General features: G+C 59.8%; 20 protein-coding genes. 11 read left to right on the top strand and 9 right to left on the bottom strand.

Annotated elements, in window-relative coordinates; genetic code table 11:
- Nucleotides 1-46 precede the first annotated feature (46 nt).
- Nucleotides 47-1027 carry a hypothetical protein gene (locus tag CJ178_RS19470; protein WP_052683414.1) on the bottom strand — a complete coding sequence of 327 codons (981 nt, stop codon included), beginning with the start codon at nucleotides 1025-1027 and terminating at the stop codon, nucleotides 47-49.
- A gap of 76 nt (nucleotides 1028-1103) precedes the next feature.
- On the bottom strand, nucleotides 1104-1496 hold the full coding sequence (locus CJ178_RS19465) for a VOC family protein (protein ID WP_045065672.1): 393 nt from the start codon (nucleotides 1494-1496) through the stop codon (nucleotides 1104-1106).
- 272 nt (nucleotides 1497-1768) lie between these two features.
- Here CJ178_RS19465 and CJ178_RS19460 point away from each other — a divergent pair, with 272 nt between their 5' ends.
- Entirely contained in the window at nucleotides 1769-2680 is a 912-nt protein-coding gene (locus tag CJ178_RS19460) for an alpha/beta hydrolase (protein ID WP_095887431.1), read from the top strand.
- A gap of 20 nt (nucleotides 2681-2700) precedes the next feature.
- Here CJ178_RS19460 and CJ178_RS19455 read toward each other — a convergent pair whose 3' ends face one another.
- Together CJ178_RS19455 and CJ178_RS19450 are read right to left on the bottom strand one after the other, a co-directional pair.
- Complete coding sequence (locus CJ178_RS19455; RefSeq protein ID WP_095887430.1) at nucleotides 2701-5997, bottom strand: protein kinase domain-containing protein; 3297 nt, start codon at nucleotides 5995-5997, stop codon at nucleotides 2701-2703.
- Between the two features lie 139 nt (nucleotides 5998-6136).
- On the bottom strand, nucleotides 6137-6760 hold the full coding sequence (locus CJ178_RS19450) for a LysE family translocator (protein ID WP_033233756.1): 624 nt from the start codon (nucleotides 6758-6760) through the stop codon (nucleotides 6137-6139).
- 118 nt (nucleotides 6761-6878) lie between these two features.
- Between CJ178_RS19450 and CJ178_RS19445 the strand changes: the two genes are divergently transcribed.
- Both CJ178_RS19445 and CJ178_RS19440 read left to right on the top strand, forming a co-directional pair.
- Nucleotides 6879-7844, top strand: a complete 966-nt coding sequence (locus CJ178_RS19445) for a LysR family transcriptional regulator (protein WP_179300781.1) — start codon at nucleotides 6879-6881, stop codon at nucleotides 7842-7844.
- 89 nt (nucleotides 7845-7933) lie between these two features.
- Nucleotides 7934-9472, top strand: a complete 1539-nt coding sequence (locus tag CJ178_RS19440) for a PucR family transcriptional regulator (protein ID WP_095887428.1) — start codon at nucleotides 7934-7936, stop codon at nucleotides 9470-9472.
- On the opposite strand, the gene CJ178_RS19435 is transcribed toward CJ178_RS19440, so the two are convergent.
- On the bottom strand, nucleotides 9413-10516 hold the full coding sequence (locus CJ178_RS19435) for a transporter substrate-binding protein (protein WP_257013260.1): 1104 nt from the start codon (nucleotides 10514-10516) through the stop codon (nucleotides 9413-9415). The two genes, CJ178_RS19440 and CJ178_RS19435, sit on opposite strands and share 60 nt — an antisense overlap.
- 339 nt (nucleotides 10517-10855) lie before the next feature.
- Here CJ178_RS19435 and CJ178_RS19430 point away from each other — a divergent pair, with 339 nt between their 5' ends.
- From CJ178_RS19430 to CJ178_RS19410, 5 genes are all read left to right on the top strand, one after another.
- Nucleotides 10856-12907 carry a hydantoinase/oxoprolinase family protein gene (locus CJ178_RS19430; protein ID WP_095888056.1) on the top strand — a complete coding sequence of 684 codons (2052 nt, stop codon included), beginning with the start codon at nucleotides 10856-10858 and terminating at the stop codon, nucleotides 12905-12907.
- A 43-nt stretch (nucleotides 12908-12950) separates the two neighbouring features.
- Nucleotides 12951-14963 (top strand): hydantoinase B/oxoprolinase family protein, encoded by a 2013-nt coding sequence (locus CJ178_RS19425; RefSeq protein WP_095887427.1) that lies wholly within the window; start codon nucleotides 12951-12953, stop codon nucleotides 14961-14963.
- A 120-nt stretch (nucleotides 14964-15083) separates the two neighbouring features.
- Entirely contained in the window at nucleotides 15084-16697 is a 1614-nt protein-coding gene (locus tag CJ178_RS19420; RefSeq protein ID WP_095887426.1) for a purine-cytosine permease family protein, read from the top strand.
- 141 nt (nucleotides 16698-16838) lie between these two features.
- Nucleotides 16839-17108, top strand: a complete 270-nt coding sequence (locus tag CJ178_RS19415) for a DUF7218 family protein (protein WP_045065664.1) — start codon at nucleotides 16839-16841, stop codon at nucleotides 17106-17108.
- A gap of 56 nt (nucleotides 17109-17164) precedes the next feature.
- Nucleotides 17165-18322, top strand: coding sequence for a glutamate--cysteine ligase 2 (locus CJ178_RS19410; RefSeq protein WP_095887425.1), 1158 nt, complete (start codon nucleotides 17165-17167; stop codon nucleotides 18320-18322).
- 2 nt (nucleotides 18323-18324) lie between these two features.
- Here CJ178_RS19410 and CJ178_RS19405 read toward each other — a convergent pair whose 3' ends face one another.
- On the bottom strand, nucleotides 18325-18816 hold the full coding sequence (locus CJ178_RS19405) for a DUF4304 domain-containing protein (RefSeq protein WP_179300780.1): 492 nt from the start codon (nucleotides 18814-18816) through the stop codon (nucleotides 18325-18327).
- A 25-nt stretch (nucleotides 18817-18841) separates the two neighbouring features.
- Nucleotides 18842-20071 carry an oxygenase MpaB family protein gene (locus tag CJ178_RS19400; RefSeq protein ID WP_095887423.1) on the bottom strand — a complete coding sequence of 410 codons (1230 nt, stop codon included), beginning with the start codon at nucleotides 20069-20071 and terminating at the stop codon, nucleotides 18842-18844.
- Between the two features lie 138 nt (nucleotides 20072-20209).
- Between CJ178_RS19400 and CJ178_RS19395 the strand changes: the two genes are divergently transcribed.
- Nucleotides 20210-20884 (top strand): TetR/AcrR family transcriptional regulator, encoded by a 675-nt coding sequence (locus tag CJ178_RS19395; protein ID WP_095888055.1) that lies wholly within the window; start codon nucleotides 20210-20212, stop codon nucleotides 20882-20884.
- Between the two features lie 3 nt (nucleotides 20885-20887).
- Here CJ178_RS19395 and CJ178_RS19390 read toward each other — a convergent pair whose 3' ends face one another.
- The gene (locus CJ178_RS19390) at nucleotides 20888-21952 is read right to left on the bottom strand and encodes a helix-turn-helix domain-containing protein (RefSeq protein ID WP_257013259.1); all 1065 of its coding nucleotides are present in this window, start codon (nucleotides 21950-21952) and stop codon (nucleotides 20888-20890) included.
- Nucleotides 21953-21961: 9 nt separating this feature from the next.
- Nucleotides 21962-22933 (bottom strand): alpha/beta hydrolase, encoded by a 972-nt coding sequence (locus CJ178_RS19385; RefSeq protein WP_095887422.1) that lies wholly within the window; start codon nucleotides 22931-22933, stop codon nucleotides 21962-21964.
- Between the two features lie 92 nt (nucleotides 22934-23025).
- Here CJ178_RS19385 and CJ178_RS19380 point away from each other — a divergent pair, with 92 nt between their 5' ends.
- Complete coding sequence (locus CJ178_RS19380; RefSeq protein WP_095887421.1) at nucleotides 23026-23619, top strand: hypothetical protein; 594 nt, start codon at nucleotides 23026-23028, stop codon at nucleotides 23617-23619.
- 159 nt (nucleotides 23620-23778) lie between these two features.
- Nucleotides 23779-24207 carry a YciI family protein gene (locus CJ178_RS19375; protein WP_033233750.1) on the top strand — a complete coding sequence of 143 codons (429 nt, stop codon included), beginning with the start codon at nucleotides 23779-23781 and terminating at the stop codon, nucleotides 24205-24207.
- Nucleotide 24208 lies beyond the last annotated feature (1 nt).

Genomic DNA, 24208 nt, shown 5'->3' with positions numbered 1-24208 from the left:
CTCTCTGAGGCTAACTCGGGATTTGAAGGACGCCAGGATTGCCGCTTCAGCGGGAGTGCGCGGCTTCGCCTGCAAACAGGTCTTCGACGCTCATCTTTCCGGGTGTGACGGACTGCTGCTCACAGTCTTGGAGAAACTTCTCGATGGTTGGAAGATTTGCCTCGATGCCGTATGGCCAGAAGTCGTCACCAAGAAACTCTTTGGTCCGCAACATGTTTGATGGCGCCCAGGGGAGAGGGTAACTCGGCACAGTAGTATTCGTCGCGCGTTTGACAGCCCGGTCTTTGGCCTTGGTGAATGCCTTCACCAATCCGACGTAGGCATCCGGGTGAGCCTCGTAGACCTCGCGACGAAGGGCGAGTACGTGCATGATCGGGTATTGGCCTGTCTTGCGGCTGTATGCCATCTCCTCGAACGTCCATTTTCCGAACAAGCGCTTTACCTCGGAGTCTTTGCGATCGAGACCTGCCGGTGGGCGCGTGCTGATTACAGCATCGACCTCGCGACTGAGGAGGAGTTCGTCCAAGGTGGTGCCGTCGACGCGTGTTACGTCGAATCCCGGAATATTCAGCGCGGTAGTCTTTTTGAGTTCCGATGTGCCTGTCCCGGGTTGAATCCAGCTGATGGACCTCAGGTCGACATCGTACTCGGATGCCAGCATGCCTCGCACCACAATGCCCGTAGACTGCGACCAGGTCGGAACGCCAATCCGCTTCCCGGTCAAGTCTTCCGGACTCTGCGGTCCATCCTTGTGTACGTAGATTGTGCCATGCCGGAACGAGCGTGCGGGGAACACAGGCAACACCACCAGCGAGTTGTCGCCCTGTCCAATCATCGCGGTGACGGTTGACAATGGCAACTCGGCTGCATCCCACTCGCCATCGCCGCTGAACCGACGGAATACTTCTCCGGGATTATCGAGTGGCGTGCAGTCTAATTCGCATTCGGGAACGGTAACGCGTCCATTCCAGAGATCTCTAGTGTGGTCGTAGTCGCCGAAACCGACACGAATAACCGGTCTGGTCATGATGATGCATCCTTTTTATCGCTGCTGATGAGTTTAATGTTCCTCGCCGATGTGCTCAGGTTCGCCAAGACGTTGGCTACCAGTGCCGTTCGGGATGCCACGTGAACTCCACGCGGTGGCCGTCAGGATCGATCAGGCTGCCGGTCTTCGAGCGATTGTGTACGCGAATCCGGTCGTCGTCGATGTACTGCACGTCCAGACCGTTCAGATGGGTATGGAACTCGTCCCAGTCACTCACCTCGACAGCAAAGTGAGTGATTCCGATGTTGGTCCGATCATCCGAATCGACGACGTGAAAGTGCAGATCGAACCGACCGTTGGTGAGCATCAGCAGATCTGCGTTAGCTGGGCCCTGGGGGTCGACCCGGGTGAGGCCGAAAACCTGGCCGTACCACTCCTCCGTGGTCTTCTTGTCGCGGATCGGGAAGTTGGCGTGGTGAATACTGTAGGCAATGCTATCGGCAGTCATGTTTCTTCTCTTCTCGGTGAGTGAAACTTGCGATCGAAGGTCGCTGCGGGACAGTCCAAGTCGATTCGGTCGACGAACTCCGTCAATCTAATAGTGCGGAATCCGGCGATTCCACTACCGAGTGCGCAACCTTTGATTGCATGAAAGTGGTGCCCGTCAAACCGATGGATCGCGTTTCTGTGGCGAGTTCCGGATACAGATGTGGGTTACGACCTATTTATTCGCGTGGTGCGATAGTTTCGCTCTATGCGTCGACGGAAAGCGAATATGCCATGACTTCAGATCCGGTAGCGACGGATTTCGACCCCGCATTGAAGCTCGCGCGATTCCTGCCGCGCACCGTGATCACTCGGCAGACTGCGGGACTCCTCCGTCGACTCACCGGATTAGGAGCCCTGGTGCCGCCAAAAGGTGGGGAAGTTGTCCGCTGCGACGCGAGTGTTTCAGTCCGGGTATTCCGACCCGCCGCGCCCGAAATCCCCAGGCCAGGTGTGCTCTTCATCCATGGCGGTGGATATCTCATCGGCAGCGCAGCGATGGGGGATGGAATGTGCCGGAACATCGCCGCGCAATTGGGTGCTGTTGCAGCGTCGGTGGAGTACCGGCTCGCACCGCATCATCCGTATCCTGCCCCCTTGGAGGACTGCTACCGCGCACTGCGGTGGTTGGCGGATCAACCTGACGTCGACGCGAGCCGAATCGCTGTCGTGGGGGAGAGCGCCGGTGGGGGCTTGGCCGCTGCTCTGACTCTGCTGGCCAAAGAACGCGGTGAGGTGCTGCCCGCATTCCAGTTGTTGTCGTATCCCATGCTCGATGACCGGACAACCAAACGAACAGACTTCGACGAGAGCCGATTCAGGGTGTGGAGTCCCCGCAGTAACCGCTACGGATGGAGCGCGTATCTCGGATCGTCGATCACGGATGTGCCGCCGTTGGCCGCGCCCGCACGGTACGAAGATCTCACGGGACTCCCGCCGACGTGGATCGGCGTCGGAACACACGACTTGTTCTACGACGAAGACTTCAACTACGCCAAGCGGCTCATCGACGCCGGCGTTCCGTGCACACTGTTCGAGGTACCAGGTGCCTACCACGGCTTCGATCAGATCGAAGCCCGATCGACCCCGGCGCGTAACTACCGCCGCGAACAGCTGAAGGCTCTAGCTGCCGTCCTCTCCACTTAGGGAATTTGACTGCACGGCATCTACTTCGGTTCTGGGCTATCGCCTTTCGATTCCGCAAACCATGCGGCAACTTGTGTGCGCGAGGTGAAGCCGAGCTTCACCAGTAGATGCTCGACGTGGCCCTGCGCGGTGCGCGGCGAGATCACCAAGCGGGCTGCGATCTCCTTGTTGGTGAGACCGTCAGCCACCAACGCGGCGACTTCGAGTTCGCGTTTTGTCGGCCTGCTCGACGGGCCGTTAGTGGAACTTCGTGGGCTGGTGCGTTCCTCGCCCAGTGCGTAGTCGACAGCGTCGCGGAACCGAAGGTCGGCGCCTTTGCTACGCGCATTGGTGAAGGCTCGCTCGCCCAGCGCGAGTCTGACTTTGCGTTCACAATCGTCTTGGAAGACGGCCATGCTCGGCACGACAACAGACGAACCTCCGACAGACCCGCTCGCTTTCTCAGCGGCGCCCATCAACATGGCTGCGCGTCGAGCATCCTTGCTGTCGATCGCGACCCACGACAATGCTTGCAGGCACACGCTGGCGTTCAACCGGTCATTGAGGTTGCGGCCCAATCGCAATGCCTGCTTCAGCAGTCGAGATGCCCGATCGCCATCGCCGTGCTTCCAGGCCGCAACAGCCAGCGTCCACAGGACGTACGACCGATACACCGTTTCGCCGTGTTCCTCGGTAATGGCAAGTGCGCGTTCGTTGTATTCGATTGCCCGGTCGGTGTCATCCATCAGTTCGAGCACCATTCCGAGTGTCAACATGGCAGTTACCTGGAAGGGCAGGTTCTTCTGTTCGGTGAACAATTGAGCAGCCTTTTCGAGGTGGATACACGACTCGGCAAGATCCTCGTTGAACAAGGCAAGATAGCCCTCTGCATGCTGGAGATAGGCGTTGATCAGCGGGTCGGTCGACTGGCCGGCGAGGACTCGCCCCTCCTTGACGAGTGCTTCTGATGTTTGAATATCTCCCTGGACCGCAGACAAGAGGCTTCCGGCATGAATTGCCCTGGCACGCTCGATGGTTGGCGGGCCCATTCGATATTCGCTGAATCTCCGTAACCATTGACGGCCTTCGGTGATTGCGCCACGAGCGAGCCAATAGGAAAACAGGGCCGTTGTGATCCGAGTGCCGATTTCAGGACTGTCGGACACACAGAACTCCAAAGCCTCCCGCAGATTGGACTTTTCCCGAGCGATAGTGGTGATCAACTCGATCTGCCGAGGACTGATCCAGTCGGTATCTGCTGCGAGCGCGAGAGCTTCGAACCAATCCCGGTGTCGGCGACGAAGTTCCGTGTACTCATGCTCTCCCGCTTCTTGTGCCTTCTGTCGCCCGTAGTCACGGATTGTCTCCAGCATCCGGAAACGCACGGTGTTGCCCGACATTTCACGGATCAGTATCGACTTGTCGACCAGAAACGTCACGGCGTCGAGCACGTCCGTCGGTGTCAGCTCGCCGTCGCAAATCTGTTCTGCGGCTTTGAGTTCGAATCCACCGGAGAACACCGACAGTTGCGCCCACACTGCTTGCTCCATCGGAGTGCACAGGTCGTAACTCCAGTCGATGCACATTCGCAATGTCTGTTGCCTTGACGGTGCGTCCCTGCTTCCACTGGTCAACAAGGCGTATCGCTCGGAAAGTCGCTGCAGGATTTGTGTGGGCGACATCGCCCGCAATCGCGCCGCTGCCAACTCGATCGGTAGCGGGAGCCCGTCCAGTTGCCTACAGATCGACGCGATGGCGACTTTGTTGTCCTGCGCGAGTTCGAAGCCCGGCACAACTCCGGAGGCGCGATCGACGAACAGTCGCACGGCATCGTTACTCGGTGCGCCCTTCGGTAGGTTGTCAGGATCGGGGACCGGTAGTGGGGGGACAAGGAGGACCGACTCTCCTCCGACTCCGAGTGGTTCGCGGCTCGTCGCCAGAATCCTCAGGTCTGGGCAGGCGCGTAGCAGGAATTCGGATAGCTGCGCCGCTGCAGTAACTACCTGTTCGCAATTGTCGAGTACCAGCAAAAGTTCTCGTTGAGCAAGGAACTCGGCAACCATCTCCCGGACGGGCTTCGCAGACCGGTCTTGTATCCCCAGGGTGCGTGCCACAACACCTGGGAGCAGCGATTGCTCCTGCAGCTCCGCCAACTCCACCAGCCGGACGCCGTCGGCAAAACTGTGTTGTGTCTTGGCGGCGATCCGAAATGCGAGTCGAGTCTTTCCCACACCACCGATTCCGGTCAATGTCACCAGTCGCGCGGTCGTCAGTAGGTTCTTGGCCGTGGCGAGTTCGGTACGGCGGTCGACAAAACTGGTCAGCTCGAGCGGGAGTCCCCCGGTGCGATCCGTTGGCGGAGGAATACTTTCTTCGGGGTACTCGTTTTGCGGATGACCCTGTGCTGTGGGCGATGGGACGGATTGCGTGCGTGCAGGTTCGGAGTACAAGGACATTTCATCGACAGGCAGACCGTGGCGGCGTTGTGCTTCGCGGAGTTGTTGTCCTAGCTCGTGTGACGACGGGCGGGTTCCCGGGTTGGCGGACATGGCTCTTTCGATGAGAGCGCCGACGTCGTCCGGGATGCCGAACTCGCGTGGGTTCGGAACAGGCTCCGACGTAACTCGCAGGAACTGGGCGACCAGTCGTTCACCACTGCGACGTTCGAAAGCAGCGTGTCCGGTCAGTGTGGCGAATAACGTAGAGCCGAGACCATAGACATCCGCTGCGGAACTCGGCGGCCCGCCGGTCACGATTTCGGGCGCAATGAAGGCCGGTGAACCCGTGACAATGCCTGTGCCAGTTTCGAATCCACCGGCAAAATGAGCGATGCCGAAGTCGGACAGCGCCGGTTCACCGTAATCGGTGAGCAGGATGTTTCCGGGCTTGACATCTCGATGCAGGATGCCGAGTCGGTGCGCGGACTCCAAGGCGCCGGCAATCCTCACACCGAGGCGCAGTGCTTCACCTAGTGGGAGCGGTCCGTGCCGTCGGATCAGGGTGTCGAGGGAATCTTGGGCGTAGTACGGCATGACGATGAAGGGCCGTCCGCTACCGGTGACGCTGGTTTGAAAAACATTCACGATGTTGGGATGTCCGGTCAGTCGGCCTGCTGCGCGCTGCTCTCGAAAGAACCGTGCGCGGTTCTCCTCGTCGAGGTCGGTGGTGAGAACCTTTACTGCCACGGTCCGGTCGAGCGACGGCTGCCGACAGCGGTAGACGACGCCAAAACCTCCACGGCCGATCTCGGTAGCGTCCTCGAACCCGGACGCAGACAATTCCGCCGCGACCGAACCTGTCGCGTCGAATTGCGTCGCGAAGGGGTCGACATCGGTCATGGACTACATCGATCCACCTGTGCACGTCGCGTGGAAAATCCGACGAAACTCACCTATCGATGATGGTCCCTCAAAGCCCCCGCTCGCCACCCCCACGGGCACTTTGTTGGAAATTCAAGTGAGTTGCCACAGCGCAGAGTCACGTTGCGGCAACTTTGACGGCAAACGCACTCAGAAGTGCCCCGGTGACGAGGCGCTGGGCTGCCATGACCCGAGGATGATGACGAAGGTACTCGGAGACCGATGACGCAGCGAGAACTATCGCTCCGTTGATCGCCACAGCAACGGTGATTTGAACTAGTCCCAACTGAAGGAATTGACCTAGCACCGGTCCGTTTTCGGGGTGCACGAACTGAGGGACGAGTGCCGCATACATCAGCGCGATCTTGGGATTCAAGATGTTTGTCACCAATCCCATGGCGAACAACCGGAAAGGGGAGTGAGCGTCGAGTTCTCGTGCCTCGAACGGTGAGCGCCCGCCTGGTCGCAGCATGTTCCACGCGAGATATGCCAGGTAGACGGCGCCGACGAGTTTGACGGTCGTATATGCGGCCGGGACCGCCGCGAACAGCGCGGACAGTCCTGCAGCGGATGCACCCAGGTAGAAGACAAATCCCAGAGCGACGCCGCCCAGCGAGACCAATCCCGCGCGCCTGCCTTGTGAGATGGAGCGCGACGCGAGGTAGACCATGTTCGGGCCGGGGGTCAGCACCATTCCCAGCGCGATGAGCCCGATCCCGACTACGGACGCGATGGGCAGCATGTTCTCTCCTCTGTGCTCGGTCGTGTCTGTGCTCGGTCGTGGACTTCGATTAGTTTCCGGTGTGAGCACTGTCCATGTCCATCGCATATTCGAGGACTATTTCGTGAAGGATTGCTTCATGGATGAACTAGCCACGCTTCGCGCGCTCCAGTCGGTCAAGGAACATGGGACCGTCACAGCTGCAGCCGCAGTTTTGCGACTGAGTCCCTCCGCGGTCAGTCAGCAGCTCAAGCGACTCGAAAAGGCGACGGGTCGGTCTTTGTTGACGCCCACGGGGCGGAGAGTGACTCTGACGCCCGAGGCTCATGCGCTCCTCGACGAGGCGGGCCCGGTGGTGACTCGGTTGGAGGCCATTCTCGGTGTTTCGTCCGGTCGCGAGACGCAAGTTGTGGGCCATGTGCGTGTCGCCGCATTTACGACCGCCATCCGGCACGGTGCGCTGACGGCGATAGCCGAAGTTCAGGATCAACACCCGCAGCTCACCTGTTCACTCGCCGAGATGGACCCAGGCGAGGCGTATCGCGCCCTGTCAGCCGGGATGGTAGACATTGCGGTCACACATCATTGGCAAGGGCAGCAGGTGCCGGTGTATCCGGCGATCACAGTGAGTCCCCTTGCCGACGATACTGCCGACAATACTGCCGACGATCTGGTCGACGATCTGGTCGACGACGTTGCCGACGTAATTTGCCACCGAGACCATTCACTTGCCCAGTCGCCTGGACTCGAAGACCTCGCGACATACAGTTGGGTGTCCACCGGCGCGGGCACGATTTGTCATTCATGGCTCATCCACATGTTCGCCCTGCATGGTCATCGGCCACGAATCACCGCAGAAATTTCCGACTTCGCGCTGCATGTCCCGTTCGTAGCCGCGGGTCTCGGGCTCGCACTGGTGCCCCGTCTGGGCCGTCCCGAATTGCCTGGCGAAGTTCGTGTTCTCGAGCTCGAAGATCCGCCGGCCCGCAAGATCGGCATCGCGCTGCGTACTCATCAGGTCAACGACAACGCAATATCGGTAGTCGACGCCGCATTGCGATCGCACCTGCAATATCGGGAGGCTGTGTCCAAGGCCACACTGTAATAGGCGCTCGGGTGCTCTCCAGCGGTCGAGAAAACCGATGTGTGGCTTCATAATCGGGCACATGACCTCGACGCTGGGAGGGAGGTACGTTGGCCACGGTAGGCGATCTTGTCGATCGTGCGGGCCTTCGATCCCTCACGCCCGGGGCTGTCGAGAAAGCGCGAGATAACTCCGTCAGCACCTTTTGCGAAATCGACTCGGCGTCGGGCATCGATTTCGAGGCGGGCTGCGTGGTGTACGTCCCCGCGGGGACGTGGCCCTCGCTGTCTGCACCGGAATCGCTTCTCGCCCAGATGCGGTCGGGAGGAGGCGTTGGTGTAGTCGTCGACAACGACGACTTCGATCTCCCTCCGGAATTCGTGACCGAGTGTGTGCGCCAATCGATGCCGGTGTTTCTCCTGCCCAAGGACATGCTCTTCGGTCAACTCAGTGCGACACTCACGTCACAACCCGCTGGAGTGCCGAAACAGGATTCGCACTCGGAGGCAGTGCAGGACCTCCTCGACGAATTCGTCGGGAAGAGTGGTGTCACCGTGTGGGTAGTGATGCAGGGGTGTGTCATCACTGGATCGATCGTGCCCGCCGCGGATTTTCCGATCAAGATTCTTTCCCGCAGACCGACTTCGCTGGAGGGTGCCCCGAGTGATGCAGCGGGACTTCATCTCATGTTGCCCCGGTCCGGCCACGCTCTGGTGCTGGTGAATCCGAACCGCGTGCAGTGGGAAACGCGCCGCGTGGGCAAGCTTGCCGGACAGATCGACGCCCGCCTCCATGCGCTGGAGGTCACTAGGGCGGCACGAGCGCAGTCCGAGAATGCACTGATACGCGAACTGGTTCAGGCAAATGTTGCGTCCGCCGCACTCGATCCGTGGGCACGTTCGTTGGGGCTCGAACCGGGAATCCGTATTCGCGCCGTCTCCGTCGTGGTGCCAGAGGCGACCGAAGGCCGGATCGATACGGTAGTTGCCGGATTGCAGGATCTCGCGCTTCAAGGTGCCGCCGCGTCTGTGTCCGGATCATACGAAGGCAACGCCTACGCGCTTGTCACGATGAGAGGTGCTGTCGAATCCATCGACAGCAGTGAAGGTTTCGATAGACAACTCGATATGCTCGCAACGCTGTTCGCCCTGCGGCACGAAGGCGCGTTGTCCATAGGTACGAGTTCGTGCGTCCTGCGAAGCAGCGACGATCTGGTTCGGGGCTTGATCAGCGCCCGGCAGATGGCGGATCGTCACGCCCGCTCGTCGGGTCCGGACAGCCCTTCGGTTCCGCTCCCCGCACCGATGGCCGCAACTCTGCTCGCCAGCGACCCCAGATTGGTGAGTGTCCTCGACAACGCTCTGCTGAAGCCCGTGGTCGACTACGACGAGAGCAAGGGTTCACAGTATCTGGAAACGCTCAGAACGTTTCTGGCTTTGGACGGGCAATGGAGCGCCACGGCTGCCGAATTGGGTATCCACATCAACACACTTCGCTACCGACTGAACCGAATTGAACGCCTCACGGGGCGTGGTGTGCACTCCACGGCCGATCGCGCGGATTTCTATATCGCTCTTGCGCTACGGGAGTCATCTCGATACGGGGAGTGGGACACTTCCAGACCACCAGGGTTCGGGGAGCCTGGGTGAGAATTCTTCGATGACGTCGTAGTCACCGTCGGACGCTCGACCGACGTACGACGGGTGCGCACTGTAGTGATTGCTGCGGAAGTAGAACGGCAGTCCCTCGGGGTTTCCGTCGAATCGAACGAAGAGCAGCGCGTCGGAGAGGTCGGCAGGGTCGAGTGATGCGGTCTGTTCGGATGCCAGACTCAGCGCATGAACCGCATTGTAGGCACCCACTTGTGCTGCATGCGTGCGGTGTTGGCCGCGTACGTCGATCAAGGATTGCCGGTACGACGCGTTGATGTGGTTGTCGATTCTGGCGAAGTACGTGCCGGCCATGAAGTGACCGTTGCTGATCTCGGCAGGCATGTGCCCCAGGTCGATCGCCGTTGTCGCGGTGGCCGCGATGGGTAGGGAATCAGACGAGAAACCAGCCTGGTGGAACTGAGTGTAGAAGGCCGTGGTCGAATCGTGTCCGACAAGATTGCAGATGATCACCGAGGGGCGTTTGCGTTTGATGTCGTCAAGGACTGCGCCAAAGGACGTCTCGCCCAGCGGCGCATACCAATTGCCGATGGTCTCGACGTTCCGTTGCTCGCCGAGCCGCCGAATCGCTTCACCGAGCACCCTGGGATAGATGTAGTCCGAACCGACGATGTAGACGCGTCGTCCGAGGGTGCAGGCAATCCAGCCGAGATAGTCTTCGAGGTATTGGTTCGGTGCTGCGCCGCAATAGAACACGCGCGGATCGGTCTCCTCACCCTCGAAGTACGTGGGGTACATCAGCAACGATTGATTGTCTTCGATCGCCGGGCGCATCGCGACCCGACTGGCTGAGGTGTATCCGCCGACAATGACGTCGACGGACTCTTCGCGGCACAGATGGTTGATGCCATGTCCCGTCATCGCGACTTCCGAGCAATCGTCGAACACGGCGAATGTCAGTTCCTCGCCGAGGATCCCGCCGCTCGCGTTGACCTCGTGAACCGCAACCAGGGCGCCGTCGAGGATGGACTTCTCCATCTCTGCCTGCGCCCCGCTGAGTGAGTACAGCATTCCGATTTTCACTCGTCCGCTCCTTCTCGCGTGCGGTGCCACGGCGGTGGCGGTCGATCCCACTCTGTCGATCCCACTCTACGGTCTGCTCCCGCACTTCACACGATGGTGTTCGAGGCGGGACGGCAGCGCGTTGCGATTTGATGACCGGACGTTTCATCGGAATGTCGGATACCTCGTCGTAACGTGAATCGCCTTGTCGTTCAGCCAGGTAGACGCATTTTCGGTGTCTTGGGCCTGTATCAATCTCCAGTACGTGTGTTCCTCCACCTAGTCGATAGGCCAATTGTCCACTTCGGCGCCGGAGAGTTGTGTTGTCGGCGGACAGTGACCAATCCCGAGGAGGGCAACATGACCGAAGCCATCAGCAAGCCGGCGAAGATTCGCACTGCGGTCGATATCGGTGGAACCTTCACCGATGTGTTCGTCCAGCACGAGGATGGGCGGATCACCACTGCGAAGTACCCGACCCAGACCGACCCGATCGAAGGCGTTCTGGCCGGTATGAGGCAGGCAGGGGTGAACTGGGAGGACGTCGAGTTCTTCTCGCACGGAACCACGATCGCGACCAATGCGCTCATCACTCGCAAGTTTCCCAAGATTGCGCTCGTGACCACCGAGGGTTTCCGCGACGTCATCGAAATTCGTCGCGGTGACCGTGAAAGTTGGGATCCGTACCAGGAAGTCGCTGAACCGTTTGTGCCTCGCAGGCACCGAATGACGGTGCGCGAGCGTATCGGTTACGACGGTACGGTTCTCGAAACCCTCGACGAAGATCAGGCGCGCGACGTCGCGAGAATCCTCGAGCGTCGTGGCGTCGAGACCGTGGCCGTGTGCTTCGTCAACTCCTTCACCAATCCGGATCACGAAAACCGTATGGCGGAGATACTTGCCGAGGAGCTACCGGGTGTCGCGATCACGACCTCGAGTGACGTTCTCCCTGAGATCTTCGAGTACGAGCGGTTTTCCACCACGGTGGCGAATGCGGCGTTGGTGCCGATCATCGGGCCATATGCGCGAACACTGGAGGGGCGCCTCGAGGAGAACGGATACAAGAACGACGTCCTGCTCCTGCACTCCGGCGGCGGTGTGATGACGCCGAAGATGGCGGAGAAGTACGGAGCGCGACTCGCTGCGTCCGGCATTGCCGCTGGTGCCATCGCCAGCCGTCATATTGCGCGAATGTGTGGATACGAGAACTCGATCGGCTTCGACATGGGTGGCACGTCAACCGATGTGTCGCTGACGGATAACGGTGTGCTCGGAACGACGAACATGTGGAGCGTCGAGTTCGGTTACCCGATCTGCTTCCCCAGCATCGAAGTTCTCACCATCGGTGCCGGTGGCGGTTCGATCGCCTGGCTGGACGACGCCGGCTCACTCCGCAACGGACCGCAGTCCGCAGGCTCGGAGCCCGGGCCCGCGTGTTATGGCGCCGCAGGCGATTTCGCGACCAACACAGACGCCAATCTGGTCCTGGGCACAGTCGGCAAGAAGTTGGCAGGCGGAGTCAAGGAACTCGACGAGTCTCTGGCGCGCAACGCAATCGAAAAGGTCGCCTCGCCACTCGGACTGGATGTCGACACGGCCGCACAGTCGATCATCAAGGTGGCCAACGCGAACATGGCCGATGCTGTCCGCCTCATCTCGATTCGCAAGGGGCATGACCCACGAGATTTTGCGTTGGTGGGATTCGGCGGGGCCGGACCACTGCACGCGGCGTACCTGGCCAAGGATCTTGGCATCCCGACAGTGATTATTCCGCCGCACCCGGGAGTGACGTCGGCGATGGGCTGCATGCTCGTGGACATTCAGCACGATCTCACCAAGATGTACCTGGCCGATGCCGCGGAAGCAGATCTCGGGCACCTCGCCAAGTCGTTCCGGGAACTGGAGGCGCAGGGACGCGAACGCCTGACTGCCGAGCACGTCGACGCGGAGGACATGATTTTCGAGTACTACCTCGACATGCGGTATCTGGGGCAGTGGCGCGCCATCGCTGTCCCGGTGAGCGTTCCGCTCGAGAGTCTCGACGAGGTTGTGGCAACGTTCCACGCTACGCACCTCAAGGAACACAACTTTGCGGCCGAGGATGGCGGTGTGGAGATCTACCGAATCCTGGTGCGTGCCATCGGTCTTACTTCGCGAGCTGACGTCAAGCCGGCCGAGCCGATTGATCCCGCCGATTTCACCCCGGTGCCGACCGAATTACGCCACGTCCTGTTTCCCGACGAGGTGGCTCGACTCGAAACCCCGGTCTACGACCGCGCAGATCTTCCCGCGGGTGCGATTCTGTCCGGTCCGTGCATCGTCGACCAGTTGGATTCGACCACTGTCGTTCCGCCGCGGACCACTGCCCGCGTCGACGTCTGGGGGAATCTCATCCTCGAATACTCCGCATGATCTGCCATCGGCCGCAATCGAATTCATACGAAGGGCAAATGAAATGACTACATCGCTGGATCCGGTAACCTTCGAAGTTCTCAAGAACGCCTTCATCAACACCGTCGACCAAATGGCAGAGCAGATCTTGCGAACCTGCTATTCCTTTGTCATCTACTCGCGTGACTTCTCGTCGGCCATCTGCGATACCGAGGGCAACACCGTTATGCAGGGAACGGGCGACATCGCAGCCCACGTCGGGACGCTCCACTACACGGCAAAGGCCGTAATTCGTCAGTTCGAGGGCGACATCCATCCTGGCGACGTCTTTGTCATCAACGATGTCTACGAGGGCGGAAGCCATTTCAACGACACACGCATCATCCGGCCCATCTATTACCAGGGCGAACTGCTCGGCTACGCGCAGGCCAACGGGCACTGGGCCGACGTCGGCGGTGCTACACCAGGCTCGTTCAACGTCAACGCGCTCGATCATATGGGAGAGGGGTTGCGTATCCCGCCGACGAGGTTGTGGAGCAAGGACCATTTCCTCGAGGACGTGGCCTACCTCATCGCAAAGAACACACGAAACCCGCGCGACATCATCGGCGATATGCAGGCGCAGGCGGAGGCCACACGGGTCGCCGAGCGCGAAATTCAGCGTCTGTGCGACAAATACGGCGTCGAGACGATCAAGACGGCCATGGCTGAGGTCCAGGACTACGTCGAAGATCTGACGCGCGCCAAGATTGCCGCTCTGCCTGACGGTGTCTGGTACACAGAGGACTACATCGATCAGGATCCGGGATTGGGAGAAGGACTCATCCCGGTCACGATGAAGATGACTATCAAGGGCGACACGGTTCACTACGACCTGAGTGACTCCCATGCTTCCATCTCGTCGATGCTCAACGCCGGATTCGGTGGTTCGTTCGCCGGGATCGTTGCGGGTACGAAGATGCAATTCCCGGACATACCACTGAATTCCGGGTTCTATCGTGTGGTGACAGCGGATCTCGGTCCGCTCGGATCAGTGGTCAACGCGGACTGGCCGTCGCCGTGCGCGGGATTCTGTTCCGGGCCGTTCGAGAAGATCATGAGTTCGGTATTCGAGATCTGGTCCGACATTCAGCCGGAACGCGCGATGGCCTGTACCTTCAACCTCGAGTATCTACTCGTGGGCGGACGGGACGAGAGAGAGAACGGCAGCCCCAATTTCATGTGGTACGACTGGATGATGGGCGGATGGGGCGCCCGAAACGGCGCAGACGGCTACAACGCATCGGCTGCGGTGTTCGGAGTCCAGTACGGTACACAGCCTTTCGAGGGACAGGAGCGGCTGGCGCCGGTGCTCACCACATGTCATGATCTGCTTCCTGATTCCGGTGGGCCCGGAAAGTACCGCGGTGGCCTCGGTGCAGAGAAGGGCGGTCGACTGTGGGCGAGTAGCAAGACCGTGATGTCCTACTGCTGTGACCGTGAGCGGTCTGTCACATGGGGATTGTGGGGCGGACTGCCGTCAATTCCACACGGTGTGTGGCTCAACAAGGGAACCGAGAACGAGAGATATCTCGGCTCGATCTTCGCCGCGATTCCCATCAAGTCCGGCGACGAGTTCACCCGTCCCTCGGCCGGCGGCGGTGGGCTGGGCGATCCGCTGCAACGCGAGGTCGATGCGGTACTCGAAGACGTCATCGACGGTTACGTGAGTATCGAACGGGCCGAGAAGGACTACGGCGTGGTGATCAAGGAGGTCGATCCCGAGATCTTCGAGTACGAGATCGACTCGGATGCAACGGAAAAGGCTCGCAATTACATTCGCAATAATCGGCACGCCTGGATGGAACGCGACGCACACGAGGTGTCATCCGAGTACCAGTCCGGTCTGATCAATGAGATGGACTGCGTGCGCCAATACGGGGTGATCCTCGACTGGGGCAGCGGTGAAGTACTGGAGAACACCACCGACCAGTTCCGCGCGATGCTTCGCCGACGCACGATCGTCCACTGGACCGACGATCCGGCCGTCGAGTACGTCAAGGGCACGTTGTCTGTCTCCGAGGTCGCGGCACTCTGAACTACCCGCTCCATTCTGCTCGGGTGCCCCGACGAGATTCGGGGTACCCGAGTGTGGTTCGTCAAACACCAGTATCCAGATGGCAACGGCGCCAGGGAACGTCATCGAAAAGGATTGGCCATGTCTATTTCACAGGGCTTGAGTGCAAACGAGGTACCGGCGCTGGTCGTATCGTCCCATGACGATCCGAAGGTTCTGGAACGCGCTGCTGCAGAGGATTATTCACTTCACATTGTTCCGCTTTCGTGGCGAAGCAGCCGTCTGTCGGTGTCGATGGCATGGTTCGGGCTCATGAGCGCGATGTTCTGGGTTGTGGTCGGAAGTACCGTCACACTTGCCGTGGGTACGATCGACACACTGATCGGCATCGCACTCTCCGCCGTGAGCTACGGCGCGATCAATTCGGTGGTCTCACGATACGCAGCCAAGACGGGAACAAGTGTCTCGCTGTTCTCGAGGGCGCTCTTCGGGCGAGCGGGATCTGCTTTTGCGGCTGCTCTGTTCGGTGTCACTATCACGTATTACGTTGTGGCGGAGGGTGCAATCGTTGCCAGTGCGCTGCACGCGTACCTGCCTGCACTTCCGATAGCCCTGTGCGCCCTGATTGTCGTCGTGTATCAGGCGCCGCTGGCTATGCGTGGTGTGAGTACGTGGCTGGACAAGATCAACGGCTTCTTACTTCCGTTGTATCTCGTCGGACTCGTCGGCTCGGTAGTCTGGGCAATCGTTCGATACGGCTACAACAACGACTGGCTCACCTATGAACCAGAGGGCGCTGCTGACCTCGGTGTTCCGGGATGGTGGTTTGCGTACACGGTGTATATGGGAGTGTGGGTTGTCACCATGATGGCGTGGGACTTCGCTCGCTTCGGACGGCCCGAAGATGCGAAGTTCAACGGACGGATCACTTTTGGCACACCCTTTTACGTCATGACCCTTTTCGTGAATGCGGTTGTCGGCATCTTCCTCGCGCACACGATCGAGATCGAAGGAGCGTTGAGCGAGGAATCGGCGATTCTCGGAATTGTGTCACTGATGGGATTCTGGGGGCTGTTGTGGGTGGTGGTGAGTCAAACTCGGGTGAACTCCGGGAACTTCTACCTGGCGTCCACGAACGTGCAGAACTTCTTCGCCCGAGCATTCAAACTCACTCTGCCACGGGTCTTCTGGCTTGCTGTCGTCGCCGTGGTCGTTTACGTGATGATGCTGACGAACGTCCTGACGTGGATCCTTCAGGCGCTGAGTTATCAAGGCGTCATCATCGTCAGTTGGGTGGCAATTGCGCTCACTCACATTCTTGTTGCCTCCCGCGGGATATTTCCGCACGTTCCGCCCGCCGAGTTTCGCCCGGGACGCGTTCCGTCGGTGAATCCCGCCGGGGTGTTCGCTTGGGGAGCATCATCTTTGGTCGGTATTGTGATGGTTGCCTTCGGCGGCACATCTGGTACCGTCTGGGCGCCCCCCGTGAGCTGTGTCCTCGCGGCGGCGCTGTACGGGATCGCGCTCCGATTCTCGAAGCCGAGATGGTTCACTCTTGATCGTCCGTTCGATCCGCGCGACGAGGTAGCCGATCCGTGGGAGTCGCGCGTGCAGTGCCATCGATGTGGTGACTCGTACATCGCCTACGAGATGGATCGTGATCCGTCTGCCGGACATCAGGCGATCTGTCTCGCCTGCGCGTCGAATTCACCGAGCTTCCTGCGTGCAGCGGAGGCGGAGGCTTCCGCCAACTGAAAGCTCTGCCCACCGTGCCCTCCCGGCGCGGTGGGCGGTTGCGTTCGCCGGTTTGGCGGAACTGCTTATCGGGTAGGTCCGACATAGTGCAGCGATCCACTCAGACACAGGCATGCCTCCAGCAGAAGAAGGGACGGACAGATGGCTCGTAGGGACTCGCAACCGCAACTCAAAGACCAGGATCTCTACGAGAAATTGCGCGAGAAAGGAGATTCCAAGGAGAAGGCGGCGCGGATCTCCAACGCAGCAGCGAATCGTGGTCGTTCGAACGTCGCTAAAACTGGCGGTCGGTCCACTTCGTACGAAGAATGGACCGTGGATGAATTGAAGACGCGAGCAAAGGAACTGGACCTGCATGGGTACTCGAAGATGAAGAAAAGTGAACTGATCGACGAACTTCGAAACCACTGAATTCTGCTCTTTCCGTTGAAGACTCGTGGTTTGTAATTGTCGAAGCCGAGGACCCCATGGCAAAAACGACCGTTCCGCCTCAATCTGCCGTCCTAGACACGCCCACTCTGGGCGTGGAGGAGGAATTCCTCCTGTGCGACCCGCTGACCAAACAGCCGAGGTTGCGCAATGCCGAAGTCGCAGCCGCAGGAAGAGACCTCGGTGTCGATCTTCAATTGGAGCTCACTCGCTGCCAGGTCGAGACCGCCACATCGATCGGGGGTCATATCCGCGACCTTCGGGATCAACTGCGTGAACTGCGCTTCGCTGCAGCAGACGCTGCCGCACACGACGGATGCCAGCTGCTGGCAGTGGGAACACCGTTCTACGATCCACCGCCGAACGAGACCACTGACACCTCGAGATATCAACGCATGGCCGGTGAATTCGGGGCGCTTACTGCGGGAGTGATGTGTGGCTGCCATGTGCATGTCGGTGTGGAGGACCGCAAACAGGCCGTTCGGATCATCAACCATCTGCGTCCGTGGTTGCCGACGCTCTTGGCGTTGACTGCGAACTCACCGATCAGTGCCGGCATCGATACTGGCTATGCCAGTTGGCGTTACATCATGTACGGGCGATGGCCGAGCTGCGGGCCGCCGCCGTACTTCGAGTCCGTGAATCACTACGACGCCGCAATCGCCACGATGCTCGAGGCGGGTGTCATTCTGGACCCCCACATGGTCTATTGGGATGTTCGGGTCTCGGATCATCTTCCTACCGTGGAGATTCGGATCAGTGACATTCCAGCCACAGTCGACGAGACGATCACGTATGCCACGCTGGTCCATGCGCTTGTTGTCACCGTGATGAAAGAGATCGCGGCGGGCAGCCCGGCCCCGATCATCGATCAGGAGGTATTGCGTGCGGCGTGCTGGCGGGCCGCCCGGGATGGAATTGCCGGTCGAGCTCTCGACATGGATACTGTGCGCCTGGTGCCCACGCGTCAGCTGGTTCGGCGACTGCTGGATTACGTTGCGCCGATGCTGGCCGAGTTCGGCGAGCTCGAGCGGGTTACTGCCTCACTGGAGAAAGTCTTCGAGCAGGGTAACGGGGCAATGGTGCAACGCCGCACGCTGGCACGGTCCGGCATCACCGAGGTGATCGACGAATGCGCTCGTCGCACCGCGGAAGGGTGCGATCGGCAGACGGATATCGCGCTGTCGCCGTCGTAGTGTCAATCGGCACCGACTGTGCGGGCGGACGCTTGTCGAAACAGGTCGTCGAGGCGCTGCCAGCGAGGCTCTGCGCCGAACTGGTAGCGCGCTCGTTGGTAATGCTCATCCGCACCGGCTTTGTCGCCTGTCGCGAACCGGTAGCGAAATACGTCAAAGTCTATATCCGACAATGCAAATCGGACGATATCATCTGGTCCACGAAGCTGGCACATCACCTCCAGTGCGCTCGTGAGTGCGGCGCACACAATGTCAGCAGTCGCGGGGATATCGGTCTCTGCGTCGACGGTCACGTGTGGTCCGATGCCGGAGCCGATGTTCTCGATCCGGCGTCGGTACTGGCAGTCCAGTTGCAGGTTGACGACGTCGACAACGTCGTCTCGCTCGCGTCTGAAGGTCAGTTTCTGCTTCCGGAACCCGTGCTGCTTGAGAAGCGGAACCGCACTCACTTCGAGGAGTGCGGCAAATGACTGCTCGGCCGTTGGCTGCTCCATTCGAACATGGTGGCAGATTGTCCTGTCAGCGGTAATTCGGGTTGTTGAACTCGGGAATCTCGATGCTGATCGGTCGAAGTTCGGACATGTAGAGCAGAACGAACTGTCGGAGTAGTTCGTCGAAGGTCCAGTAGGCATGTGGTGCAAGGGGTACGGGAAGGAGCCCTTCCCGTACCTTCACGAATGGACCCCATGCCGTTTCCAGGAGGGTGCTCCACACTGGTTCGCGCGGAATATTGAGCCAGTTGGCAATTTCGTTGCCGAGCATGAAGCGAGTCAACGCGCCGAGGATGGGCCGAGTGAGAAGTGTGAAATCGAGGCCCGCACCCAGATCGAGAAGAATGTCGGCGAGCTTGATTCCCTCGGGGGTGGGAGCCAAGATCGGGTCCAGCACTTGTGTGGCTTGAGATTCCGCGTCGTTCCACGTCGCGGGAATGTACTGATCCTCGATACCGAGAAGATGAGCGCTCAGTTGCCACGAATGCAGAAATCCGTCGGACTCGTCGGTGGGGACTTTCACGTTCCACGCGTTCAGGTTTCGCATGGCGGTAGTCGGCAAACTGTGCCAGGTGACCATCATGTCGTGCTGACTGATCGGAACGTCCTCCGGCGCCATGTGCGTCCAGTGCGGAGATTGAGGCAGCAGGTGCCGCACCGCGGCATGCACCAGTCTGGTCTTGACGGAGGTGACAATCATCTCGCCGTCAGCCTGAAATGCGTTGCGAGAACCGATGTCGTATCCCAACTTTGCGGTTTTCGAGATGCGGTTCTTCATGTTCGCTCCGCCTTTGGAGTAATACACTGCCAACGCCTCTTTGGGGATGACAGTGCTCATCATTCCGCTGGCGAAGCCATAGAGAACACCGAGGTAGAGACCTCGTTTCTCATTGAATCGCACGGCCGCCGCGAGCTTGTTCTGATCGGTCCACGACGGTAGCTGCCGCGCTTGTTCCATGAATTCGCGGAGGTCGGACGGAAGTCCCGCTGGCAGCGGCTGACCGTTCTTCTTCCAGGTGCGCAAGAGTTCGTTGACCTTAGGAACGTCACCTCGGTCGAGGAGAGATGCCACGAGCGGGTCCGCTTGGGTGTCCCATGTTTGTCTCGGATCTGCACCGCTCCCGGTTCCTGGCACCGAACCCGCTGGTGACCAGTGCCACGGCTGCGCACTGGCTGGTGCTGTGAGCGCGCTGAGTGCGCCGAGTGCGCCGAGTGTGCCGCCAACTCTCAACACATTGCGCCTACTGAGATCGTCCATGTCGTTACTCCCGGTTAGTCCGATGAAGCAATGAAACAATTCATGTATCTCCGTATCATTGGTAGCATAGCGTGATGGGCGCCACAAGTGTTTTGTCTGATTTCCACCTGCGCACCCTCGTGGCAAGAAGGAGTGCATGTGACCCGCAAGGATCCCAATTCGTCTGCCTTGGAATCGATTACGTCCCTCGGGAGTGTGATAACAGGCGAAGCTCCAGGCAAGGAAGATCGCTCTCGTATCCGGCTACTCGATGCGGCCCACGAACAGTTCTGCAAAGTGGGAATTCAGCGCACGTCGATGGAGGACGTGGCCCGCTCCGCCAACCTGTCCCGAATCACCGTCTACCGGAAATTTGCCACCAAGGATTCGCTCGTCGAGCAGGTTGTTCTCCGGGAGTTCCGCACATACTTCGAACAATTTCTCGTTGATATCGAGCTCGCGGAGACGGTGGATGATCGAATAGTTCTGGGGTTCGTGAGCTCGCTGCGTGCGATTTCCAACAATGCACTGATCTCGGCGCTCATCGACGCCGGCCCGCACGTACATGGATCGATCGTCGGCGATAACGGACGAACGCTCGCAATGGTGCGGCAGTTCGTTGCTTCGCAACTCCGCAGGGAACAGGGCGCGGGCACTATCGCGGACGAGGTGGATGTTGATCTCGTGGCCGAGATGTTCGTCCGAGTGACGGCTTCCTTTCTGATGATTCCCAGCGAGGCCGTCAACCTTCACGACGATGCGCAGATGGAGGCACTAGCGCGGCAATTCCTCGTGCCGATGATCAAAACGCAGTGTTCTGAAGAGGGCCATTAGCATCTACATGGCGTCGAGCACCATCATCATTGCTGTTGCACGAGCACGATTTTCGATGGTGTCGACATGGAATCCGATGTGGTGGGAAAGCTTCGCCAAGCGGTGAGCGACGCTACTGTGGTGAAGGTGCAGGCAGTCGGCCGCGGCTCTCAGTGTGCCGGATCGCAGGTACATTCTCAGTGTTTCCAGCAGTTCGGTCCCCTCCTTGGTTTCGCGAAACTCTCTGGCGCGAACCAGGTCCGGAATTCGGGTGTGATCGATCTTTGTGCCCGGTGCCAGGAGGTTGAGAGCGCCGAGATCGTCCGCGTTCACAATCGGTGTGGTGGCCGATGATTGACTGCGGGCGAATCGCGCCGTGCCGATGAGTGTGTGTATTTCGGAAGCGGCAGCAGCCAAAGATATTCCGGCGCGGACAGGCATCACTTTTGCGATTTCGGAGAATTCTGCCAACGAGATGAATGAACCAGTCACGAGATTCAGGTATTCGCCGCCCACTTCGATTCCGGTAGCTCGACCCGGTGTGCAATCCTTCGAAAGTTGTAGGTGCGCAATTTCATTGGTTGTGGACACGATGACACGCACTGAAGCGGCGGGGTCGAGGCCGAGACCCGCACATGAGGTCAGCACCGCTAGTTCGTCCATCGGGAAAAGCAGATTGTGAGTGTGTTCGGCTTCGGTCAGTAAGCGTCGGGGCCGCAAGATGATCGCGGCGGTCAGTGCCATCCGGTCGACGAGCATCTCGTCGAGCGGCAAGTTCGCACCGGGCCGCTCGATCCATACCGTACCGAGAACCTCGTCGTCGACGGTGATGTCTCTGACGATGCTTGGCGTGAGCTGGGGTTCGGGTGACCAACGGCCGTGAGGGTCACAACGGCGTAGATTCTTCTTGCTTCGGCCGTGTTCGACAATCTCGATGCCCGCAACACAATCTGCCAACTGGGCGCTCGCGCGGAGAAGCGACGCTGTGTCCGCGCCGTGACGAACGAGGGTGTCGAAGTAGTCGATGACTCGTACCAGGCCTGCCGAGTTTGCGTCGAGCTCGGCAAGCCGGTACATCAAACCTTGCATCTTGCAAAGCTACGAGACTGGTGACAACGCGCGCAAGCCTCGCTGCAGTGCGCTGAACGCCTCGGCGCTGCTTCGTTTGGTTACCTCTGCGGTTGTGACGAGACCAGAACCGTGAAAGGTGCCGGGGAAGGAGTGGAGTTCGACGCTGACACCCGCCTGGAGTAGGCGAAGGGCGTACTCGATTCCTTCGTCGCGGAGTGGGTCGAGCTCCATGGTGCACAGGTAGGTCGGGGGCAATCCTCGGAGATCGGTGGCCCGCGAGGGCGCGGCGTAGATGGATACATCAGGGTCTTCGGGCCCCGAATACGATTCGCCGAGGTAGTACTGCCACGAAAGGATCGCGTTTGGGCGGTTCCACAGCGGAGTGTCGACGAAGTTTGTCATCGACACCGTTGTCAGCCGGTCGTCGAGTTCTGGGATCTCGAGAAGTTGAAATGCGACGGGCACAACGCCCTCATCTCGGGCTTTCAGCACTGTTCCGGCGGCAAGTCCACCGCCGGCGCTCTGGCCACCGACGGCGATGCGGCTGGGATCGATTCCCAGTTCTTCGGCGTGTGCGTGGATGTAGGTGAGCGCGGCGTAGCAGTCGTTCACGGGGCCGGGGAAAGGGGTTTCCGGGGCGAGCCGGTACTCGACATTGGCTACGGCAAATCCGAGTTCTCGCGCAACCTCAACGCAAAATGGATCAGTGGATTCGGCTGTGCCGATGGCGAATCCGCCGCCGTGGATCCAGAGAAGTACGGGGATCGGACCTGTGGCGGCAGCCGGAGTGAAGAAGCGAATGGCGACCTCGGGATCGTCGTCGATTCCGGGAGCAGATAGTTCGCGAAGCGTGACTCCGTCGAACGACAGGTCAGCCAACATGGTGCCAATTAGGGAGTCGTAGTTTGCCCGCGCGGTGGGTAGGTCGGCGAAGGTGACCTTCGGGAGCATCGTGACCGCTGCGGCGAGTTCGGGGTCGAGAGTGGGGAATGTTGTCATGCACCCATCATCGAGTGCGGTGTGTCTCACGTCACCAGCGACTTGTAGGGAATTGTCGGACCTTCATCCGACGCCCGTCGGATCTGCCTAGGATGACGCTGGTGGGCAGAGTACATCTCGGGGTGGGTTGGAGCGATTCGGACGGTGGGTCCAGGATCGGTGGACGCCCGCCCCAGGTTTTTGACGGACAGCCGATTCTGCAGACGCACGAGTATCTTCTGACGCTTGCGGCACATACGGCGCCGTGGCTCGGTGACCGAGAGCTTTCGGTATTCGTCCGTCGCGGCTTCTCCATCGGCGACGACGACCTCGAATACCCGGGCATCGGGGTTCGGGCAGTATTGCATCCGCCGTCCGCTCGTAGTGCGGCATCAGCCGGAAGACATAGTGGGTTGGGGAGCGCCGCCTTGATTCAAGTTCCCGCAGACGACGAGGTGATGCCGTTGGTACTGATCGCGCCGCAACCGGTACTCATACAAAATGAACCGTCCTACGCCGATGCCGTCGAGGCGGACGGGCATCGCTTCCTGTTCCAGATCAATGAAGAGGGGTGGCCGGTGGTTGCCGAGCCGCAATCCGAGTTCGTGGAGGAATACCTGTTTGGCTACGGCTCGGTGTATTTCTACGGGAGCGCTGACGCGACCGGGCTCGCCGATGAAGTCGTGCCGGGATTTCTCGACTTCTGAGCTGCCCGACGACCCTTCTGCCGATACCGTGGGCAACGTATTCGACCGGCGGACTTGTCCTTCGAAAATTAGTTTCGGAAGTTTGTCGATCGGCGTCTTTGCCGTTCGACATGTAGACAGAGGGACCGAATGAGCGGTCCACAAACGAAGGAGATTCCCATGAAGTACATGCTGATCATGCGGTCCACCGACGAAGCCATCGAAGCGTCGAAGGACATGGATTTCGACGAAATTATCGCCGCGATGGGCCAGTACAACGAGTCACTGATCAAGGCGGGAGTCCTCCTCGCAGGTGAGGGCCTGGCGATGGAGGAGGGATTCATCGTCGATTTCGAGTCCGATCCGCCGCTCGTGTCCGACGGTCCGTACGGCGAGACCAAGGAGCTGTTCTCGGGCTTCTGGATCCTTCAGACCTCCACCAAGGACGAGGCTCTGGAGTGGGCTAAGCGCTGTCCGCTTGGACCGGGCAGCAAGCTCGAGGTTCGCCGCGTTTCGGAGATGGAAGACTTCGACCAGAGCAACGAGTACATCCAGAAGGAAGCCGGCTGGCGTGAAGAATTGGGTACGGATCGCCCTGTCTCGAGCTGAG

The organism is Rhodococcus sp. ACPA4 (genome assembly GCF_002300185.1).
Taxonomy (GTDB): Bacteria; Actinomycetota; Actinomycetes; order Mycobacteriales; family Mycobacteriaceae; genus Rhodococcus_F; species Rhodococcus_F globerula.
This window is presented reverse-complemented; position numbering and strand designations above follow the sequence as displayed.

Excerpts from the sequence above, each read along its gene's own strand:
- CJ178_RS19470 (WP_052683414.1), bottom strand. The coding sequence starts at position 1,027 with ATGACCAGACCGGTTATTCGTGTCGGTTTCGGCGACTACGACCACACT.
- CJ178_RS19465 (WP_045065672.1), bottom strand. The coding sequence starts at position 1,496 with ATGACTGCCGATAGCATTGCCTACAGTATTCACCACGCCAACTTCCCG.
- CJ178_RS19460 (WP_095887431.1), top strand. The coding sequence starts at position 1,769 with ATGACTTCAGATCCGGTAGCGACGGATTTCGACCCCGCATTGAAGCTC.
- CJ178_RS19455 (WP_095887430.1), bottom strand. The coding sequence starts at position 5,997 with ATGACCGATGTCGACCCCTTCGCGACGCAATTCGACGCGACAGGTTCG.
- CJ178_RS19450 (WP_033233756.1), bottom strand. The coding sequence starts at position 6,760 with ATGCTGCCCATCGCGTCCGTAGTCGGGATCGGGCTCATCGCGCTGGGA.
- CJ178_RS19445 (WP_179300781.1), top strand. The coding sequence starts at position 6,879 with ATGGATGAACTAGCCACGCTTCGCGCGCTCCAGTCGGTCAAGGAACAT.
- CJ178_RS19430 (WP_095888056.1), top strand. The coding sequence starts at position 10,856 with ATGACCGAAGCCATCAGCAAGCCGGCGAAGATTCGCACTGCGGTCGAT.
- CJ178_RS19425 (WP_095887427.1), top strand. The coding sequence starts at position 12,951 with ATGACTACATCGCTGGATCCGGTAACCTTCGAAGTTCTCAAGAACGCC.
- CJ178_RS19420 (WP_095887426.1), top strand. The coding sequence starts at position 15,084 with ATGTCTATTTCACAGGGCTTGAGTGCAAACGAGGTACCGGCGCTGGTC.
- CJ178_RS19415 (WP_045065664.1), top strand. The coding sequence starts at position 16,839 with ATGGCTCGTAGGGACTCGCAACCGCAACTCAAAGACCAGGATCTCTAC.
- CJ178_RS19410 (WP_095887425.1), top strand. The coding sequence starts at position 17,165 with ATGGCAAAAACGACCGTTCCGCCTCAATCTGCCGTCCTAGACACGCCC.
- CJ178_RS19405 (WP_179300780.1), bottom strand. The coding sequence starts at position 18,816 with ATGGAGCAGCCAACGGCCGAGCAGTCATTTGCCGCACTCCTCGAAGTG.
- CJ178_RS19400 (WP_095887423.1), bottom strand. The coding sequence starts at position 20,071 with ATGGACGATCTCAGTAGGCGCAATGTGTTGAGAGTTGGCGGCACACTC.
- CJ178_RS19390 (WP_257013259.1), bottom strand. The coding sequence starts at position 21,952 with ATGCAAGGTTTGATGTACCGGCTTGCCGAGCTCGACGCAAACTCGGCA.
- CJ178_RS19385 (WP_095887422.1), bottom strand. The coding sequence starts at position 22,933 with ATGACAACATTCCCCACTCTCGACCCCGAACTCGCCGCAGCGGTCACG.
- CJ178_RS19380 (WP_095887421.1), top strand. The coding sequence starts at position 23,026 with ATGACGCTGGTGGGCAGAGTACATCTCGGGGTGGGTTGGAGCGATTCG.
- CJ178_RS19375 (WP_033233750.1), top strand. The coding sequence starts at position 23,779 with ATGAAGTACATGCTGATCATGCGGTCCACCGACGAAGCCATCGAAGCG.